The organism is Saccharophagus sp. K07 (assembly GCF_014336955.1).
GTDB lineage: Bacteria > Pseudomonadota > Gammaproteobacteria > Pseudomonadales > Cellvibrionaceae > UBA5868.
On record NZ_QRAI01000001.1, the window covers coordinates 542018 to 560904 of the forward strand.

Genomic DNA, 18887 nt, shown 5'->3' on the forward strand with positions numbered 1-18887 from the left:
GTGGCGGAGACGCCATTTTCTTGACTGGCTAATATTAGGGGCACCGGGTTTTCCCGAGTGCCCTTTTTCGTTTTCATCGCGGCAGAAAAGTCCTATGAACCCATTCGATTCTCAGGAAGCCGATTTTTACTCCAGTTCCCCGCCGCCAATGGCGGACGAGCCAGTTCTTCCGCATTCCATCGAGGCCGAACAGTCGGTTCTCGGCGGCTTGATGCTCGATTCGTCTGCCTTTGACGCCGTCTCCGAAATTGTCGGTCGCAACGACTTTTATAAAGCGGCTCACCGGCAGATCTTTGGAGTTATGACCCAACTGCTGGAAGACGGCCAGCCTATCGACGTCATTACAGTAGCGGAAGCGCTCAATCGTCTAGGTGAACTGAATTCTGTTGGTGGACTGGCCTATCTCACCGAATTGGCCAGTGGGGTGGCGGGCAGTGCAAACCTGCCAGCCTACGCCCGCATAGTGCGCGAGCGCTCGACCTTGCGGCAGTTGATCGCCGCCGCAACCGAAATCACCAAAGCCAGTTATAACCCAGGTCCATTGGGCGCGGATGAGTTGCTGCAGCTGGCGGAAAAAAAGGTGATGGAGATTGCCGAGGAGCGGCCCAAGGACGGCGGTTTTACCGACGTAAACACGCTGCTGAAAGCAGCGGTGGAAAAGATCGATGCCTTGTTCCGGTCGGACAGCGATATCACCGGTGTATCCACCGGATTAACCGACCTCAATGCCAAAACGTCCGGTTGGCAGCCGGGTGAATTGATTATTCTCGCTGCGCGTCCATCCATGGGTAAAACCGCCCTGGCCCTGAACTTCGTCGAGGCGGCGCTTATGACGCAGCCTAAACCTGTGCTGATCTTCAGCTTGGAGATGCCCGCGGACGCACTGGTCATGCGTATGTTGTCGGCGATCGGTCGCATTGATCAGGGCAATATCCGCACCGGTCGTTTGACCGAAGAAGACTGGCCGAAGCTGGAAGCGGCTGCCCGCAAGCTGAAAGACAAGCTGCTGTTTATCGACGATACCGCGGGTCTGACACCCAATGAGGTGCGTGCGCGCACCCGGAAGATCGCGCGGGAATATGGCAACCCCGGCATGATCATGATCGACTACCTGCAGTTGATGCACGTTGCCGGCAGTACCGAAGGCCGTACGCAGGAAGTTTCGGAAATTTCCCGCTCGATGAAAGCGCTGGCGAAAGAGTATCAGTGTCCTGTGATTTGTCTGTCCCAGTTGAACCGCGGCGTGGAATCCCGCCCCAACAAGCGGCCTATGAACTCGGATTTGCGGGAATCGGGCGCGATCGAGCAGGATGCGGACGTGATTTTATTTATTTATCGCGATGAGTATTACAACGAGGAAAGCCCGGACAAAGGCATTGCCGAGTTGATCATCGGCAAGCAGCGGAACGGTGAAATCGGTACCTGTCGAGCCGCCTTCGTCGGTAAATACACCCGTTTTGACAATTTGGCGCCGGAGTACTTTCAGCAGTCTTACGAGTAAAGCCATTGTCTTACGCAATAAAAGCCACACGTCGTGAACCAGGGCGCCAGCGTTGCGGTTCCCTTGTTGAAACGGCCTGTAGCTTTTATGATGCGCCGCCGTTTACGGCCCTGTTGCGGAGCGATCAGTCATGCAGATTTTTCACCATATACAGTCAGTGCGCCAGGAATTGCAAAGCCAGCGAAAGCAGGGCAAGCGCATTGGCTTTGTTCCGACTATGGGCAATCTCCATGACGCCCACCTCGCCCTAGTCAAACAAGCGCGCGAAAACGCCGATGTGGTTATCGCCAGTATTTTCGTTAATCGCCTGCAATTTGGCCTGAACGAAGATTGGGATAAATACCCCCGCACGCTGGAAGCGGATATCGCCAAGCTGCGTTCTGTCGGCTGCGATTATTTATTCTGCCCGGAAGAGCAGGAGATCTACCCCAATGGCATGGATACCCAGACGCGCGTCATAGTCCCGACCATGGCGGACATATTGTGCGGCGCGAGCCGACCGGGCCATTTCGAAGGCGTTACCACTGTTGTCACCAAGCTGTTCAACATAGTGCAACCGGACGTTGCGGTGTTTGGTCTGAAGGATTATCAGCAGCTTGCCATTATCCGACGTATGGTGCAGGACCTATGTATTCCCGTAGAGATACTCGCGGGAGATATCGTCCGGGAAAGCGATGGGCTCGCTATGAGTTCGCGCAACGGCTATCTCACTCCAGAAGAGCGTCCCAAGGTCAATCAGCTTTACCTCACCTTGACCTGGGTGGCGGAGCGTATTCGCGCGGGCGAGAAGAATTTTGCCGAGCTGGAACAGCAGGCAAAAAAGAAAATCAGCACAGTCGGGTTCCGGCCTGATTACGTCACTATCTGCAACAGCCGCACGCTCGCGCCTGCGGCTCATGACGATGACGAAATTACCGTATTGGGCGCTATGTATACGCAGGGCGCCAGGCTGATCGACAATGTTTCCCTGTCGCTCGGCAATTTAACTGCAGAAACTTGAGTTTCGGCGCGCCCCACTTTGGCGCAATAAGCCCACTGTGGCGCGTAACAAGGTCGTCCCAAGAACACAAAACCCGAACGGTTGCGCTACAATACGCCGGCCAAACCTAAGGTTTGGCTAAATTTTGAGCAATGCCGGGTCTGAACCAGAGGTAAACCATGCAAATCACTCTTTTGAAAGGCAAGCTGCATATGGCGCGCGTGACCCAGGCAGAGCTGTGGTATGACGGCTCCTGTGCGATCGACGCTGACTTGGTCAAGCTTGCTGGGCTGCGAGAGTTCGAGCAGATCGATATTTATAACGTCGACAACGGTGAGCGTTTTACCACCTACGTGATTCTCGCCAAACCGGGTTCAGGCACTATCTCTATGAATGGTGCGGCTGCGCGCAAAGTTCAGGTGGGTGATCGGGTTATTATCGCTGCCTACGGTCAGTTCACTGCATCCGAAGCGGAGAATTTCAAACCCAAATTGGTCTACTTGGGAGAGCGTAACAAGGTTGAGCGAACCTCTGACACGATTCCTGTGCAGGTAGCCTGATTTAAATCCTGTCTTGGGGCGCGCTAGCGCCCACTCCGGTTTCCCTTGTTTTCCGCTAAGATGTTAAGCACATTCCTTCTCATCAAAACAATAAGGGGAACGCCATGTCTGAACGGCATATCTACCCTGTCAACCGTCGCTTGGCGGCTGCCAGTCATATCAATGCGGAGCAGTATCAAGAGTTGTATCAGGAGTCGATTCGTCAGCCGGAGGCATTCTGGGCTCGCTTTGCTGAAGAATTTTTGACATGGGAAAAAAAGTGGACCCAGGTCCGCGAGTTCGATTTTCACAAGGGCACGGCGACTTGGTTTCGCGACGGTAAGCTGAACGTTACCGTCAATTGCATTGACCGCCATCTGGCGACTCGCGGCGATCAAGTCGCGTTTATCTGGGAAGGCGATGACCCGGCGCAGGATGCCAAAATCACCTATCGCGAACTGCATTTACACGTCTGTCGTCTGGCCAATGTGCTGAGATCGCGCGGCGTCAAAAAGGGCGATCGCGTCTGCATCTATATGCCGATGATTCCCGAAGCGGCTTACGCCATGCTCGCCTGCGCTCGCATTGGCGCTATTCACTCCGTCGTCTTCGGCGGCTTTTCCCCTGAATCCCTCAAAGACCGCATTCAGAACTCCGATAGCCAGGTATTGATCACCGCGGACGAAGGTATCCGAGCAGGAAAAACCATCCCGCTGAAACAAAACGTCGAAAAAGCGCTCGCACATTGCCCGGATGTGCACACGGTTGTAGTCGTGCGCCGCACCGGTGGAGATGTGCCGTGGAATGAAGATCGCGATCTCTGGTATCACGCGGCGGTGGAAGAAGTGGCGGATTTCTGTGAGCCGGAAATCATGGATGCGGAAGATCCGCTTTTTATTCTGTACACCTCGGGTTCAACTGGTAAACCCAAAGGCGTTCTGCACACCACTGCTGGCTATTTGCTGCAAGCGGCCATGACCCACAAGTACGTGTTCGATTATCACGAAGGCGATATCTATTGGTGCACTGCGGATGTGGGTTGGGTGACGGGGCACAGCTATATCGTGTACGGACCCTTGTGCAATGGCGCAACCTCATTGATCTTTGAAGGCGTGCCTACCTATCCAACTCCCAGCCGCTTTTGGGAGGTCGTCGACAAGCATCAGGTCAATATCTTCTATACCGCGCCTACGGCCATTCGCGCTTTGATGGGGCAGGGTGATGAGTTTGTTGAAGCCACTGCGCGTAGTTCGCTACGCATCCTCGGCAGCGTCGGGGAGCCTATTAATCCGGAGGCGTGGGAGTGGTATCACCGCGTGGTTGGCAACGGCCGTTGCCCCATTGTCGATACTTGGTGGCAGACAGAGACCGGCGGTCACATGATCACTCCGTTACCTGGTGCGATTGATCTCAAGCCCGGATCTGCCACCTTGCCATTTTTTGGTATAGAGCCGGCATTGCTCGATAACGATGGCAAAGAAGTGCATGGCGCGGCCGAGGGTAATCTCGTTATCAAAGCGTCCTGGCCGGGGCAATTGCGCACTGTGTACGGCGATCATGATCGTTTAGTACAGACTTATTTCTCTACCTACCCGGGCTACTACTTCACGGGTGATGGCGCGCGTCGTGACGAGGACGGCTATTACTGGATCACCGGGCGCGTCGACGATGTTCTTAACGTCAGCGGCCACCGTATGGGAACCGCAGAAGTGGAAAGCGCTCTGGTGCTGCATCCTGCTGTGGCGGAAGCTGCAGTGGTCGGCTTCCCTCATGACATCAAAGGCCAGGGAATTTATGCCTACGTGACTTTGATGCACGGCATTGAGCCAAGTGATGCCTTGCGCAAGGAGTTGGTAGCGCTATGCGTGGAAGAAATTGGTCCCATCGCCAAACCGGATGTAATTCAGTGGGCTCCCGGCTTGCCGAAAACCCGTTCGGGCAAAATCATGCGACGCATTCTGCGCAAAATTGCGGCAGGCGAAATTGATTCGCTCGGCGATACATCCACTCTCGCTGAACCGAGTGTAGTGACCACGCTGATAGAAGGTCGGCAAACGGTCTGAAGCGCCTTCTTTACAACCCGGGGGCTATTCAAGTAGGGTGCCCGCTCCCATAGATAACTCCCGGGCCGTGCAGGGTTTGGGTAGGAGACAAATATGAAAGTTGCAAAAGATTGTGTGGTTTCCATCCACTACACCCTGACGGATGATGGCGGCAACGTTATCGATTCTTCTCGCGGAGGCGAACCGCTGAATTATCTTCACGGTGCTGGAAACATCATTCCTGGCCTGGAAAAAGAACTGACTGGTTTGGAAGTTGGCACCCAGAAAAACGTCAAAGTCCAGCCTGCAGAAGGTTACGGCGAAATCGATGCGGATTTGATCCAGACTCTGCCGCGCGAAGCCTTCAGCGGCGTTGACCAGATCGAAGTCGGCATGGAATTCCATGCGCGCGGCCCTTACGGACAGGTTCAAGTGGTTGTTGTGAAAGACGTTGACGAAGATGGCATCACCATCGACGCCAATCATGCTCTCGCTGGCAAGGTGTTGAACTTCGACGTAACTGTGGAAGCTGTACGCGAAGCCACCGCCGAAGAAATCGATCACGGTCACGTACATTAATCGGAACCACCCGGAAACGCGAGCATAGGCTCGCGTTTTTTGTGAATGCTATCTTAGCTACCTTACCGCAAGGCTTTTTCAACACCTCTGTGCGCAAAGTTTTTTAAAACAGCGCAGTCTGATATCCATATTCCACTGCTAAACTGGTTATAAAGCCCTGCTGAATTGCTGCAGCCAGTGTCGCTGCTAAGGAAATTTCGTGGAAAAAATCAAACTGGCAAGAATCACACCCGAACACAGCCTCAATGTTCTTTCTCAGTTGGAAGTTTCACGTTTGGCCAAGGTGAGTGACGCCAAACTGTACGACAATTTTCGCCGTTGTGCCTTGGCTGTATTGAATACCGGGCAGGAGACGGACAATACCAGTGAAATATTGGAATCCTATAAAGATTTTTCCATCGGCGTGATTGCCCAGGAAAGAGGCATCAAGCTGGAAATTCATAATGCTCCAGCGAGCGCATTCGTTGATGGGGAAATGATCAAAGGTATTAAAGAGCACCTTTTTGCGGTGCTGCGCGATTTGGTTTATATCGACAATGAACTCAAAGAAAATCGCGATATCGATTTTAATACTTCTGCGGGTATTACCAACGGCGTGTTCCACATCATTCGCAATGCCGGCGTTCTGAAGCACAATAACGAAGTAAATTTGATTGTGTGCTGGGGCGGCCACAGTATTGGCGAAACGGAATATCAATACACCAAAAAAGTTGGCTATGAACTCGGCTTGCGCGGTTTGGATATTTGCACCGGGTGCGGTCCAGGTGCGATGAAAGGTCCTATGAAAGGCGCGACCATTGCACACGCCAAGCAGCGTCGTGCGGGCCGTTATCTGGGGATTACCGAGCCCGGCATTATCGCTGCGGAATCGCCGAACCCGATCGTCAATCAATTGGTGATCATGCCGGATATTGAAAAACGTCTGGAAGCGTTTGTGCGCACGGGTCACGGTATAGTGGTATTTCCAGGCGGCGCAGGTACGGCGGAAGAAATCCTTTATATTCTCGGTATTCTGTTAAATCCCGAAAATGAGCAGCTGCCGTTTCCTCTGGTATTTACCGGACCCGCGACAGCACAAGCCTATTTCCAACAAATTCATGAATTTATTGGCGCTACTCTCGGGCCAAAAGCGCAATCGCTTTATAAAATCATCATCGATGATCCAGCCGCGGTCGCGCGTTACATGAAAGAAAAAATGGCGGATGTTCAGGCTTTCCGTCGTCAGGCACAGGATGCTTATTATTTCAATTGGATACTGGAAGTGGCGGACGATTTCCAACACCCATTCCGGCCAACCCATGACAATATGCGACAGCTGCAACTGCATCGCCAACAGGCTCCGCACGATCTCGCAGCGAATTTGCGCAAAGCGTTTTCCGGTATAGTTGACGGTAACGTGAAAGAGCACGGTATTCGAGCGGTGGCAGAAAAAGGCCCTTACGAAATCAGTGGCGAAAAAGATGTAATAGGGCCCTTGGATGCGTTGTTGCGATCGTTTGTAGCGCAGAAGCGCATGAAGATCCCCACGCAGGAATATGTCCCCTGCTACAGAATTGTGAATTAATGATGTGTGCGGTCTAAGGCCGCACGAAGTGTTTTTCGAGATCTCCGCTATGTCTGATGAAGATCAATTCCAAGCACTGTTGGGTGACGACGTCAAACCTATAAAAATCGAGCGCCGGGTTGTTATCAACAAAAACGCTGCTGATGAAAAAACGCTGGCACACCGGCGTGAAAAAGCGGAGAGTGAGGAAATCAAAGCAGACGACCCGCTTGCAGGTGAACCCATCGAAATGGTGGATCCACTTGCTGAACTTTCATTTCGTCGACCGGGTGTTCAGCATGGTGTATTCCGCAATTTGCGCCAGGGGAAATATGCAGTTGATGCTCGGCTCGACCTGCACAAAATGAACATAGAGCGTGCACGCCGAGAGGTGTACCAATTTATCAAGGATTGTATGCAGAACGACGTGCGTACCGCCTTGATCACTCACGGTAAAGGTGAAACACGTGAGCAGCCCGCATTGTTGAAAAGTTGTGTTGCCCACTGGTTGCCTCAAATGGAAGAGGTCTTGGCTTTCCACTCTGCGCAAAAACAGCACGGTGGAGTTGGCGCAACTTATATCTTGCTGCGCAAGAGTGAAAGACAAAAGCAGGAGACCCGCGATAAATTGCTTCGCGCAGACAAAAAATTGTGATGAAAGGAGTGCTTCATGTTTTATCCAATGTTTGCATTGGTTCTGCTGACCTTTTTGGTGATGCTGGTGAATGTGACCTGGCGCATCAGGGCCGTAAAAAAGCGGCAGGTATCGGCAAAATATTTTCGTGTATTCGAGGGAGAAGGGGTTCCGGAATATATCAAGGCCGGAACTCGTCACTACGCCAATTTATTTGAACTGCCAGTTCTGTTTTATGCCGCCTGTATTACAACAATGGTATTGCAGGCGCAGCAATCACCAGTTCTCCAAGGATTAGCCTGGGCTTTTGTGGCGTTTCGTGTAGTCCACGCATTTATTCATATGACGTATAACAATGTTCTTCATCGCATGCTGTCTTTTATGGGAGGCATGGGTGTAGTGATGATTATGTGGATAGTTTTGGCTGTGCATTATGCTTCTAGATCGCTCTAATGAGCGACGAAAAGCCTTTGGATTTGCAAATCGTTTGGCAGTAAATCATCCAGCTTGTCAGTAATAGCCAGATTACCCTCTCTTGGATACTGCTTGAATGCATCCCCTGAATGAGAAAATATTAGAGTATTTGCAAGAACCATAAGACTATTTCTGCAATATGGCCGACACATCTTCCGAATTTGTATTTAAACCGATTGGTATAGTGAAGTCGTGCTTCACCGAATTGTTCGGCATCCCTCGCCAACCTGGACTGGCTCCGACAGCGGAGGGCAAAATTCTGATTTGTCCTCCATTCGCAAACGAGCAGGCTTTTGCCGGTTTGGAGGAGTGTAGCCACGTGTGGTTGCAATTTATTTTCCACGCCAACGAAGCAGAGTGGCGACCAAAAGTAAGGCCTCCTCGTTTGGGAGGAAATAAATCTCTGGGGGTATTCGCCACCCGATCTCCTAACAGGCCTAATCCGATTGGATTATCTGTGGTTGCATATCGAGGATGGTCTAAGGACAACGGAAATTTTTATATCCACGTGGCGGGCTTGGATTTGTTGGATGGCACGCCGATTTTGGATATCAAGCCATACGTGCCTTACGCTGATGCCCTTGCAAATGCCTACAATCATATAGCGGCAGAACCACCTGCTTGCCATCCGGTTGTATTTTCCTCGGTGGCTCAGGCCGTTATAGATAAATGGAAGACCGAAAAAGACGCGGCGGATTTGGAGAGACTTATTCGCGAAATTTTGCAACAAGATCCCAGGCCGAAATATCAGCGCATCGATACAGAGCGCATTTATGGTATGAGTCTGTACGATTTGAATGTTCGCTGGCGGTATGTGCCGAATGAAAAAGCGGATTTTTTTATTGAGGTGGTTGAGATAGGCAACAAAGTTTAATTTGTTATTTAGTTATATGCGCCCAACTTGGAAGATTTATAAGGGGCTCATATTGAGGTGTTTTTATAATTGCAGATGGTTTAATGTGTCTATTTTTTAAAAATGGCGCAAAATAGCGAATAAGCAGTCGATTGGCGCCTAAGGTTGTTTTGACAACTCCTGATATGTGGGCAAATATTAATCTAGGATTGGATGCGGGAGGTGTGCATCGTGTTGCCAGTAAGCGTAGATGTAGAAATTATGGAAGCCATCGACGATTCAGCCTACCAGAGCTTGGATAAGCGCGGAACTCACAGTTCTATTCCCAACGACCTTCATCAATATCTCACGCCACTACAGCGCCAGAGTCTCGAACATTTAAAAGAGTTTGGTTGGAAATTGGAGTTTGTGCGAAGGCCTCTATTTGAGCCTCCTACAGTGGTGTTATTGAGTCCGGAAGGAAAACAATACGCAACATTGGAGGAAGAGGGTTCGCTCAATCTTGAACCTGAAATTCGCTGGCGAGCATTGGCGTAAGATAAGTCTCTCTTTTTTTTCGGCGTTTATTCTTTTCCTCGTGAGGGGGAGCCCCTCCTGGTTGTATTTCCTATCCCTAACAGAATCTTGCCGTTACAATCGCCGCTTCCTCGATTGGATCTTGGAGGGCAATGTTTCCAGCATGGGTATTACCAGCAGTGTCGTAACTGGCATCCGTATGGCAGTTTTTATGGCTGCTTGCTTGTATATGCATGCCGTCTCAGCAAAGGCCACCTCATGGGTCGAATACACCTCGAACCACTTTGTGGTCTACTCTGATCGCAAACCGGCGGAAGCGCGCCGCATCCTCGAAGATTTTGAAAGGTTTAGGGAGGCCGCTCTGATGCTGACCGGGCATTCGGAATCAGCAATGCACGGGCGTGCCCAGGTCTTTTTGTTCAATCGGTCGCGCGATTACCGGGAGCTCCAGCCGGATAAGGCTATCGCGGGCTACTTCCTCGACACATGGCAGGGGCCCAGGATGGTGGTCGGTGCGGATATGGGGTTGGCGAATGTGGGATTGGTGCTGTTCCACGAGTATGTTCACTACCTGATGCGAACCCATAACCCGCTGAACTATCCCCTTTGGTATGAGGAAGGGTTTGCTGATCTTTTGGCCGCGTCCTCCTTGGAGAATCAGGGGATGGTGGTGGGGTTGGTCCATCAGTGGCGGCGAAAGGATGTGGATAGGGATGGCTTGTTGCCGGTGTTAGAGCTGCACACTCCACAGGACACGAATAACGCTCGATATTGGTCGCGCTATTACGCCACTGCTTGGGTGTTGATGCATTACCTCCAATTAGGGCATTTGAATCAGCAAGCGGACCACCGGGCTGGCTTGCGGGCTTATCTTGCGTCGATTGGCCGGGGTGAGGATGTTGCCCAGGCCCTGCAGCGTTATTTGGGGGTGACTCCGGAACAGCTCGACGCAGCTTTAAAGACATACGCGGAAAAAAAGACCTGGATGGGATTCCGTCTGGAGGTAAAACCCTACACGGGTCCTCTGGTGGAGAAGCGCTTGTCGGTAAATGATGTGGCTTATCTTTTGGGAGACCTAGCGTATAGATCCGGGCAGCAAAATGTTGCGCTCGAATGGCTCAAAAAAGTCGATGCAAAACAAAATTCCGTAGCGCGGGCATTTTCGATACGCGCCGTTATCGAGCAACATCAGAATCGAAATGAGCTGGCGCGACACGTTCTCGGTTTGGCCCTGAAGCACAGTCCAAATGATCCCTATGTTTTAACCAATGCTGCGCATGTCTACTGGGATGGCGCGCGCAACGAATCTGGAAAATCTGCGGAAGAAAATATGCTGCGTGCAGCAGCTCACGCATTGCACGCCATTCAAGTGGACGCGGATAGTTTGGAAGCTGCGTACTTTCTGGCAAAAATTTATCGGTATCGAGACAGAATCGATGATGCCATAGCTTTATTAGAGGGATTTTATTCCCGGTTTTCTTCCGATGTTCGTCTCAACTTGGAATTGGGGTCCCTGCATGCAGCTAAAAGAGACTCCGCGGGTTCCGTGAATTATCTTCAACGCGTTATCGCTTGGGACCATGCTGATACCCGCCGCCAGCAGGCTCGCAAAATTTTGCAGATGGTGGCAGTGAGTTCCGAAAAATTAGAGGCAGAATTGGATGAAGTGCATGCCGTGCCGATCCAAATTCTCGCCCGCTGATTACTTCTCTGTTTTTAGAATTGCGCTGCCAGATGTTTGCTCGCGCAGCTGATTTTGCAAATTGCCAATCTGATCCTGCGGGCATTCACTCTGCAGCAAAACCTTCTCTGCGTCGTAAACGGTATTCGATACCGATAAGCGCATTTGCGATAAAAGATTGCGAACTCGCTGCTCCAATGCGAAGCTGACAATGATTTCTATAGGCTGCGTTGGCACCACCATACAGAATTCCGCAAGATCCAGCGCCCCCGAAACGGCTTGTCCGTAAGCTCGAGTCAGTCCGCCTGCACCTAACTTGATTCCGCCGAAATAACGAGCAACCGCAGCAAAGGAATTGCCCACTTTTCTCTGGGTAAGCACATTCAACATCGGCTTCCCCGCCGTACCGCCCGGCTCCCCATCATCATTAAACCCCGCCATCAAGGCCTGCTCCGGATCCCCAATTAAATACGCCCAGCAATGGTGCCTGGCATCGGGATGTTGCTGCTTCATCGCATTGAAGAACTCGAATCCCTCCTCCTTCGACTTGACTGGCCAAACATACGCATGAAAACGACTGCGCTTTTCTTCGTAGCAGAACTCGGTGGGGTGGGTGAGGGTTTGGAAAGGGCGAGACATGTGTATTGGTTCTAAGTGTTGGCAAAGCAAAAGGCAATTGTATTTCGTCGAATGCTTTTTGTTAACTGCGGATTGCTTTGTAGGGGGAGCGTATACAAATCAGGTTTTAAGATGATTGCGCGTGTCTGGATGAGGCGGAGTCAAAAATAAGGTGACTCGACAAAACCATGAGCTTGAATGAATTTATGAATCTTGATGTTATGGTGATTTTGGGGGCCTATTTTATTAAGAAAGTTATTGCTTCTGAAAGGCCAGATTAAAAATAAAGGAATTATTTAGTAAATTTAATGTGAATATTTCGCAAAAATTTGACGTTATATTTTCTTTTTTATGGTTGTTTTATTTTTTTATATTTTGTTAGCTAGGCGGGTGGTTTAATGGAAATATAAAAGGAGTTTTTATGAAATATAAAAGTTTTGTTCTGTTTGGTTTTGCTCTTTTCTGTTTGGCTTCTGTTTCTCAGGCTGACCCAAAGGATGATGAGAAGGAGGTTTTACAGGAGCAGTCGCAGCCTGGTTTGGGCGACTTGATTAAGTCGACGGCTGATTCGGAAATACAACAGCAGTCTCGTGACGGAGTTTGCCCAGTGAAGTATGTGCAATGGGTTCGCGGGATCCAAGTTGTGCATTATCCCAGTTCCAGTCAGGATCCAGATTGTCCGCCGCACTGATACACGTCGCCAATGAGTTGATCCAAGGTTCGGTCTTGTGTCTTTACGTCTTGAGATGATTTTGTTGATAAATGCCTTCGATTTTCGAGAAAGCCGCTTTGGATCAACATATTAATTGAGTTTCTGTTTTTAAATTCAAACGAATGAATGAATTTTTTGATTCGATAGAAAGCATTTGGTCTGGTTTTATTCTGGCCGATTGATGGCTTGGTGATCAGGGTGTTAATCTAAGAAAGGAATTTAACCAAAAGTCAAAGATAGGAGGATATATGGCAGCTAATATTGGGGGGCAGAAAAATCTTATTGTGATATTGTTGCTCATAATAATTTTTTTAATTGGGGTGATTGTTTGGCTGTTTGGGCGTCCTGGCTTAGGTAATATTAAAGCGGCAGGAGGTAAAACAAAATATATTGTTGCGGTCGGCGAAGTGGGAGATCTTGAGATATATTCTCCCGATGGCGTGCGCTGGGATACTTGCGTAGGCGATAGTTGCAAGCGACTATTTCCTCCTGAGCGTTTAATTCGAGATACTGATGGATACCAAGGTTTTCTCGTCGCAAGTCGGAATGATATTAGGCCGACAATTGAACCAAAAGGATCTTTTTTGGATGCGCTTATCCAATCTGCTTTTGCTCAGCCATATGTGAGAGATGGTAACTGCCCTGTAGCCTATGTAGAGTGGATTGAAAATCAGGTTTCATTGAGGTATCCGACCCCAGATCAAGACCCGGATTGCCCGCCTTAGTTCACTCACAGATTGATGCTGGCGCTTATCATGAGCGTCAGCTCTGGGAAAAATTCCAAGGGTCTTGCATTTGATATAAAGTAGTCAAAGTCAGCATATTTGAATTTTTCGTCAAAAAGATTTTTGGCTGAAAATTTCAGTGCGCCGAATGAGAAATTTCTGTAAATATCAAAGTCGGTGATAAAAACATATTCCGAGCTATTGATTTCAGGTATGTTTACGATGTTCGGAACGACCAATCCCTCCGTATGAAAATTCTGATTGATGTAGTGGTTTGCTAAGGTAAGGCGTGTTTTGCTTGCTATTTCCCAGTTTAGAAAAAATGAAATATTGTCATTGCTGAATTTCAATGGAAGATTAATATCTGTAGAGCTTGGATTGCGATCTCTGTGTGTTTTTTCTGAGGATGCCTTAATGCTAACTGAAGCTGAGTTGCTGAGTAGGCTCTCGAAGTATAGCTTGTGGTTTTCCGATTTCAGTTCTTTTTCCACAATTCTAAGCTGTTGTCCAATGCTGAGCTGGGGAAAGATTATGTCACTGGTGTCGTAATTGTAACCAATGTTGGTGTTTTCCCATAATCTTAATGTTAAATTTGCCGCATAAGTATCAGTGGTAATTCCTTCCGCACCTTCGGTTAATTGTGGAAAATTTAGAATGTGTGTGGGCTTTAGCGATGTTCTTATTGCTTGATTGTTGCTGAATGTTTCGAAATATGCAGCGCTTACTTCGATATTGTTGATGGGTGTCCATTGGATCCCGAATTTGGGGAAGTATTTGTTTTTTTTGTCTGTTATTAAGCTGAGATTGCCAACAGAATATGTGACAGGATTTCGAATTAGGTCTGTTCCATAAATTATTTGTAGTTGAGCGCTTGGTTTTATGTAGTGGTATGCGTAAAGATCTTCTGGGTGGGCGCTTGTATTGCGAAGCTCTTTCGAAACGGTATTTAAGCTATCTACTTGATTATCTGCTACCAACCCTCCAATAATCACGTTTCCAGAGACGTATTGGTGATTATATCTAAAATCTAACACATCGGTTTTGATTGAGGTTTCTCTGGAGACTGTGGAGAAATTATTCTTCTCGTTATAGTCAGAGTACCGATATCGCTTCGTTAACGATACTAAGAGCTGTCCGTTTTTCGAGGTGGTTATATTTGTTCCTAGTCTATATGTGGAAATGTCTGCATCAGTTCTTTGATTTTCGTTAAAGTTGTTAAGGTTAAATCTCAATCCGAGATCGCCAAATTTATCTTCTCTCTGACTAATTTCGGCTTGGATGCCAAATGACGGCTGCGCTTGCCATTGGGCTAGCAGGTTCGATATAGAATAAGTTGCGTCGTTGTTCTTTCTAAATCCGTCAGTTTGATAAGAATAATGGCCTAACGCCACAGCGGTGTTACTTCTCGTTCCAACTATATTAACGTTGTACGCATCTGTATTCCGGCTTCCTCGTGACATGCCAGCTTGAGCGCGAAGTCCTTCGTTGATAAATAGTCTGGTATACTCTCCAAATCCAAGATCAGAAGGGCCTGTTCCGTTGGCTACTAAAAGTCCCACTTCGGATAACCCAAAAGGTAATGGTGTAGTCCCAACCGGTTGCAGCATCGTTGCTTGGAGACGCTCGGATGCTCTAAGCGATTCATAACGATTTTCTCTGCTATACAGCTCAGCTAACAAACGATGCCCGCTATGTTCACCTGGGATTTCTCGGATAGCTTTGGTGCCAAGATCAATAGCTTTTTCTGTTAAACCCAACTCGCTGTAAATCCTTCCAGCATTCGCCGCGCGTGATGCCGCATCCCTGTCCAGATAAAATCTGGATCGATAAACCAAGCGATTATTGTTTCGCGATTGGCTTTCTTCTAGGTCCTTAGCTGCACGGATTAAATTGCCTTGGCTCTGGTTTTTAAGTGCGCTATAAAACCACGGCGTAGGATCATTAGGATCTAGGTTTTTCGCCAGTTGGTACTGCGTATCGGCCCAATCATTTTTGTTTTGTGTCGCGTAGGTTTTACCCAAATAGCTGCGCAATAAACTGCTGCCTGGGTCGAGTAGGACGGCCATTTCCATTTGTTGGCGGCCTTGTTCGATTTTGCCTCTTTGTATCAGTGCCAAAGCCAGACCAAATCTGGCTAGGGGTTCGCTGCTGTTGGTTTCGATGGCGGTTTGGAAATACCTTTGCGCGTCTTTGGTGGCGAAGCGATTGAGGGCGATAAAGCCTGCGAGTGTGTTGATGCGGCTGTGGCGGGGGGATTTTTGCAGTGCTTTGTCAATTAACTTGCGTGCCGCACTGGTATTGCCGGCGCTGAGTTCGAGTTCGGCTGTACGTGCTAGGGCAAACAGATTATCGGGTATAAGTTCCAGGGCTTGTCTATTAACAGTCAGTGCGTTTTCGATTTCGCCTTGGCTTTGGATGGCGTAAGCGTGAACCAGCAATACGCTGGGATTGTTGGGATAGGTTTGAACCAATCGTGTTGTTTGCGCAAGCGCCTCTTTATCGTCACCTTTTATTAGGGTGCACAAAGCCTGAAGAGCGAGGGCATCGGCAAGTTGCGGATTTTGTTCGAGAGCGCTTTGTAAATATTGTTCGGCTTTTTCCGCTTGCCCGGAATTAAACGCGAGTGAGGCCGCTAAAGTTGCGGACTCCGCTGTTAACGCATTTTTCGTGAGTGTGTCCAATGCATCGTTATAGCGTTCATTTTCAATCAATCGTTCGATTGCTGGTGAAGTTGCTTGAGCGAGAAGAGGGGGGTAATACAAGATCCACTCGGCGGCATCGCGCACGCGAATGGTTTGTGCAGGACTTGGTGCGGTTGTGGCCGTCGCCGAGGTTTGCATTCCGTCTGCCAATTGAATTTCGCCAAACTCGTTATTTACCCGAACATTACCTTCCAACACTGCAACGCGGTTGCTGGTGCTTGCCGCGCTGACAATAAATTCGGTTCCGTCGACAGCAGCGTTTAAATAGGGAGCTTTAATGGTGAACTGTTTGGATGTGCGAGATAAAAAATGGGCTGCTCCTTCCACCAATTCCAGCCAAAATCCGCGATCTTCCGGTAGCAGGGTAATTACTGAATTTTCCTGCAGACGCAACAGAGTATCGTTTGCCAGTCGCAGCACAGCTCTTTGGGTTAAAACGCGCACACGATCGCCGTAGCAGAATGGCGTTCCAGATGGCGCATTGGCCCAGGTTTGTTCCTGTGGAGATTGCCATTCGACCAAACCCTCTGCACTTTCTAAGGTTGCGGCAGGGTTATCGCAGCGGGCGTTAGCGTAACTCGAATAAAATAATAAAATTCCGAAAGTCAGAGCGGCGGGAAAGTTGGGGCGACTTGCGTTCATGGAACTCTCCTGATCCAAACAGCATTATTAGTTTCGGGCGCTTAGCTCCTCTCGACACGCGTTAGCAAAGTATAAGCTCGGACCATCAGCATATGCGTCTGCTATTTGCGCGAATTGCGCCAAAGCCAATCCAAAGTGGCGATTTTCATAAAGTTCGTACGCCTGTTTAAAGCGAACATCTAAATCGGTAGGCGTATCTGCGTAGGTATATAGTGCAACTGGAACGGCTTTATTGCGCAGTGAAAAATTACCCAAAAAACGTAGCTTCACGTCATTTAAATGATTTGCAACAGGTGCGGAACATAATATCCGTGTTTTGAGCTGTCTGTTCAAATGCTCGATGCGAGACGCGGTATTAATCATATCGCCAACTGGCGAATACTCAAAATGTCCGAAGTGGCCGAGATTGCCAAGCGAAAATTGGCCGCCATGAAGACCGAAGCAAGTCGGCAGTTTTTCAGTCAAGTCGGGCTCTTGTTCTAATCTTTTTTGTATGTCGTGTACTGCAAGTAGTGCTGATTTGCACATGTTGTCGTCGATTTCCGATCCGGTCCACAGCGCCAACATACCGTCGCCCACCAAATTGCCGATAAAGCCACCGTGCTCTTCTACGGTTTGAATTAAAACCGCGTAATAACGATTCATTAACGCATGCAATTCTATTGGGGAAATAGTCTCTGCCAAGCGTGTGTAGCCTTGCACATCGGTCAGCAGACAAACGCCCTGGACAAGTTGCCGTTGTTGCTCGAGTCGACTGAAGTCGCGACTTAATTTATGCGCCGCTTCGGTTGGTAAATATTGGGTGAGCATATAACGGATTTCCTGCTCTCGCTTTTTCTGCTGCAGGTAATGCCATGTCCACATAATGCTATTGCTCAACAGCAACGCAATAAAAGGTATAACGATGGGTAGCCATACAAAGTAATTGAGAAACAGGCGATATGAGATGACTAAATAAGCACCTGCCGCGAGGAACTGAATTATTAGGCACACAGGGGCGGAAAATTGATGTGCCAAAATTGCAATTGCTGCGAATACCAATGCTAAACCGAGCATCCAGTAATGACTGGGCGGCTTCAAATAGTTGTTTTGTAGCAGATTGGCGAGCACGGTTGCGGATATTTCGACACCACTGATATCTACGCCGCGCCGGTCGCTGAATACGGTGCGGTAAGCGTCCATCTGCTCGGTTTGGCGAGAGTCTGAATAGCCGACATAAACCACTTTGTTGTGAAATTGTTGGCGCATTTCCTCTTTGGTCATTTGCAGCGCCCGGTCGATCGGAACGGTGGAGAAGGTTTCCGCAGGCCCGTAGAAATTGATCGGCATAGGGTTGGGTAAATGCAATCGGACGAGCAAGTCTTTTTCTTCAGTGGATAAGGTGGGCACTGTAGATACGGGCCATATCTCCCCTAAGAGTCGAGCCCACTCGCTTAATTTTTCTGGTGCTTGCTGTTCTGGTCTTAGCTTGTCCCACAGACTTTGTCTAACTGCTTCGGGCTGCAGCGCCAAAAATGCGAGCAGTGGTTGTGTAGCTTCTTTCCCCTTTGTAAGTTCAGTGAATAAATAGGCGTGGGTGACTTCAGCCGGATACTTGGGTAAAACAAAGCTGCCGGACGCTAATGCATGCTGTGTGAATCTCTGCAGCGGGGCGATTTCTTCTTCAATATCGGCAAGACCTTTGCCGAGATTGATTTGATGTCGGCGCAGATATTTGAATAACAGCACCTTGCCGTTATTTCGTAAAGCATTTTCGAGAGCTGCATCTTCCTCCTCGCGCCGAGCATCTTTAAAAGCAATGTCCATAACGATCAGGCGCACTTGAGCCTGTGTAAGGCGATCGATCAGGGCTGCATAAATATCGCGCGACCAACTGCTGGTCTGGCGGGAGAGGTTCATGTTTTCACCGGCTGCGGAATTAATTCCGATAATCCGAATATCGGATGGCGGCGTTATTGGTCCCCGCAGATGAAAAAGCCAGTGCAACCCGGTTTTTTGTTCGACCTTAACAGCATAAGATGACAGGCAGACGCAGAGGAGCAGCAACATCAGCGTTAAGGATGCCAACCACCAATAGCGGTGATGGTGGTGTATTACGGGTGCTCTGCTTGCGCTATGTGGCATGGTATCCGTGCCTGACCATAAAA

16 protein-coding genes are annotated in these 18887 nt (G+C 49.1%); 13 read left to right on the top strand and 3 right to left on the bottom strand.

The window, feature by feature from the left end; all coding sequences use genetic code 11:
* Positions 1-148 precede the first annotated feature (148 nt).
* The 11 genes from dnaB to DWB84_RS02280 all read left to right on the top strand — a co-directional run bounded on the left by dnaB (position 149) and on the right by DWB84_RS02280 (position 11362).
* Complete coding sequence (dnaB, locus tag DWB84_RS02230; RefSeq protein ID WP_187408915.1) at positions 149-1501, top strand: replicative DNA helicase; 1353 nt, start codon at positions 149-151, stop codon at positions 1499-1501.
* Positions 1502-1631: 130 nt separating this feature from the next.
* Positions 1632-2501, top strand: a complete 870-nt coding sequence (panC, locus tag DWB84_RS02235) for a pantoate--beta-alanine ligase (protein WP_187408126.1) — start codon at positions 1632-1634, stop codon at positions 2499-2501.
* 158 nt (positions 2502-2659) lie between these two features.
* On the top strand, positions 2660-3040 hold the full coding sequence (panD, locus tag DWB84_RS02240; RefSeq protein ID WP_187408127.1) for an aspartate 1-decarboxylase: 381 nt from the start codon (positions 2660-2662) through the stop codon (positions 3038-3040).
* A 104-nt stretch (positions 3041-3144) separates the two neighbouring features.
* Positions 3145-5082 (top strand): acetate--CoA ligase, encoded by a 1938-nt coding sequence (gene acs, locus DWB84_RS02245; protein ID WP_187408128.1) that lies wholly within the window; start codon positions 3145-3147, stop codon positions 5080-5082.
* Positions 5083-5175: 93 nt separating this feature from the next.
* Entirely contained in the window at positions 5176-5640 is a 465-nt protein-coding gene (locus DWB84_RS02250; protein WP_187408129.1) for a peptidylprolyl isomerase, read from the top strand.
* 199 nt (positions 5641-5839) lie between these two features.
* Positions 5840-7204, top strand: a complete 1365-nt coding sequence (gene ppnN, locus DWB84_RS02255) for a nucleotide 5'-monophosphate nucleosidase PpnN (protein WP_370589650.1) — start codon at positions 5840-5842, stop codon at positions 7202-7204.
* A 49-nt stretch (positions 7205-7253) separates the two neighbouring features.
* A complete protein-coding gene (gene smrA / locus DWB84_RS02260) occupies positions 7254-7838 on the top strand; it encodes a DNA endonuclease SmrA (RefSeq protein ID WP_187408130.1) in 585 nt (194 codons plus the stop codon).
* Positions 7839-7853: 15 nt separating this feature from the next.
* Entirely contained in the window at positions 7854-8270 is a 417-nt protein-coding gene (locus tag DWB84_RS02265; RefSeq protein ID WP_187408131.1) for an MAPEG family protein, read from the top strand.
* Positions 8271-8430: 160 nt separating this feature from the next.
* A complete protein-coding gene (gene tsaA, locus DWB84_RS02270) occupies positions 8431-9165 on the top strand; it encodes a tRNA (N6-threonylcarbamoyladenosine(37)-N6)-methyltransferase TrmO (protein ID WP_187408132.1) in 735 nt (244 codons plus the stop codon).
* 210 nt (positions 9166-9375) lie between these two features.
* Complete coding sequence (locus DWB84_RS02275) at positions 9376-9681, top strand: hypothetical protein (protein ID WP_222867986.1); 306 nt, start codon at positions 9376-9378, stop codon at positions 9679-9681.
* Between the two features lie 142 nt (positions 9682-9823).
* Complete coding sequence (locus tag DWB84_RS02280; protein ID WP_187408133.1) at positions 9824-11362, top strand: lipopolysaccharide assembly protein LapB; 1539 nt, start codon at positions 9824-9826, stop codon at positions 11360-11362.
* Here the strand turns inward: DWB84_RS02280 and DWB84_RS02285 are convergent, their stop codons facing one another.
* Positions 11363-11980: a YigZ family protein gene (locus DWB84_RS02285; protein ID WP_187408134.1), complete on the bottom strand. Its 618-nt coding sequence runs from the start codon at positions 11978-11980 to the stop codon at positions 11363-11365.
* A 400-nt stretch (positions 11981-12380) separates the two neighbouring features.
* On the opposite strand from DWB84_RS02285, the gene DWB84_RS02290 reads away from it, so the two are divergent.
* Both DWB84_RS02290 and DWB84_RS02295 read left to right on the top strand, forming a co-directional pair.
* Positions 12381-12650, top strand: coding sequence for a hypothetical protein (locus DWB84_RS02290; RefSeq protein ID WP_187408135.1), 270 nt, complete (start codon positions 12381-12383; stop codon positions 12648-12650).
* A gap of 269 nt (positions 12651-12919) precedes the next feature.
* Positions 12920-13396 carry a hypothetical protein gene (locus DWB84_RS02295; protein ID WP_187408136.1) on the top strand — a complete coding sequence of 159 codons (477 nt, stop codon included), beginning with the start codon at positions 12920-12922 and terminating at the stop codon, positions 13394-13396.
* Between the two features lie 5 nt (positions 13397-13401).
* Here the strand turns inward: DWB84_RS02295 and DWB84_RS02300 are convergent, their stop codons facing one another.
* Both DWB84_RS02300 and DWB84_RS02305 read right to left on the bottom strand, forming a co-directional pair.
* Positions 13402-16740 carry a tetratricopeptide repeat protein gene (locus DWB84_RS02300; protein WP_187408137.1) on the bottom strand — a complete coding sequence of 1113 codons (3339 nt, stop codon included), beginning with the start codon at positions 16738-16740 and terminating at the stop codon, positions 13402-13404.
* 27 nt (positions 16741-16767) lie between these two features.
* Positions 16768-18864, bottom strand: coding sequence for an adenylate/guanylate cyclase domain-containing protein (locus tag DWB84_RS02305; RefSeq protein ID WP_187408138.1), 2097 nt, complete (start codon positions 18862-18864; stop codon positions 16768-16770).
* Between the last annotated feature and the right edge of the window lie 23 nt (positions 18865-18887).

Bases quoted from the DNA above. Each gene is read 5' to 3' on its own strand.
- dnaB (WP_187408915.1), top strand. From the start codon at position 149: ATGGCGGACGAGCCAGTTCTTCCGCATTCCATCGAGGCCGAACAGTCG.
- DWB84_RS02250 (WP_187408129.1), top strand. From the start codon at position 5,176: ATGAAAGTTGCAAAAGATTGTGTGGTTTCCATCCACTACACCCTGACG.
- DWB84_RS02265 (WP_187408131.1), top strand. From the start codon at position 7,854: ATGTTTTATCCAATGTTTGCATTGGTTCTGCTGACCTTTTTGGTGATG.
- DWB84_RS02295 (WP_187408136.1), top strand. From the start codon at position 12,920: ATGGCAGCTAATATTGGGGGGCAGAAAAATCTTATTGTGATATTGTTG.
- tsaA (WP_187408132.1), top strand. From the start codon at position 8,431: ATGGCCGACACATCTTCCGAATTTGTATTTAAACCGATTGGTATAGTG.
- DWB84_RS02285 (WP_187408134.1), bottom strand. From the start codon at position 11,980: ATGTCTCGCCCTTTCCAAACCCTCACCCACCCCACCGAGTTCTGCTAC.
- DWB84_RS02290 (WP_187408135.1), top strand. From the start codon at position 12,381: ATGAAATATAAAAGTTTTGTTCTGTTTGGTTTTGCTCTTTTCTGTTTG.
- DWB84_RS02305 (WP_187408138.1), bottom strand. From the start codon at position 18,864: ATGCCACATAGCGCAAGCAGAGCACCCGTAATACACCACCATCACCGC.
- smrA (WP_187408130.1), top strand. From the start codon at position 7,254: ATGTCTGATGAAGATCAATTCCAAGCACTGTTGGGTGACGACGTCAAA.
- panC (WP_187408126.1), top strand. From the start codon at position 1,632: ATGCAGATTTTTCACCATATACAGTCAGTGCGCCAGGAATTGCAAAGC.
- DWB84_RS02280 (WP_187408133.1), top strand. From the start codon at position 9,824: ATGGGTATTACCAGCAGTGTCGTAACTGGCATCCGTATGGCAGTTTTT.
- acs (WP_187408128.1), top strand. From the start codon at position 3,145: ATGTCTGAACGGCATATCTACCCTGTCAACCGTCGCTTGGCGGCTGCC.
- panD (WP_187408127.1), top strand. From the start codon at position 2,660: ATGCAAATCACTCTTTTGAAAGGCAAGCTGCATATGGCGCGCGTGACC.
- DWB84_RS02300 (WP_187408137.1), bottom strand. From the start codon at position 16,740: ATGAACGCAAGTCGCCCCAACTTTCCCGCCGCTCTGACTTTCGGAATT.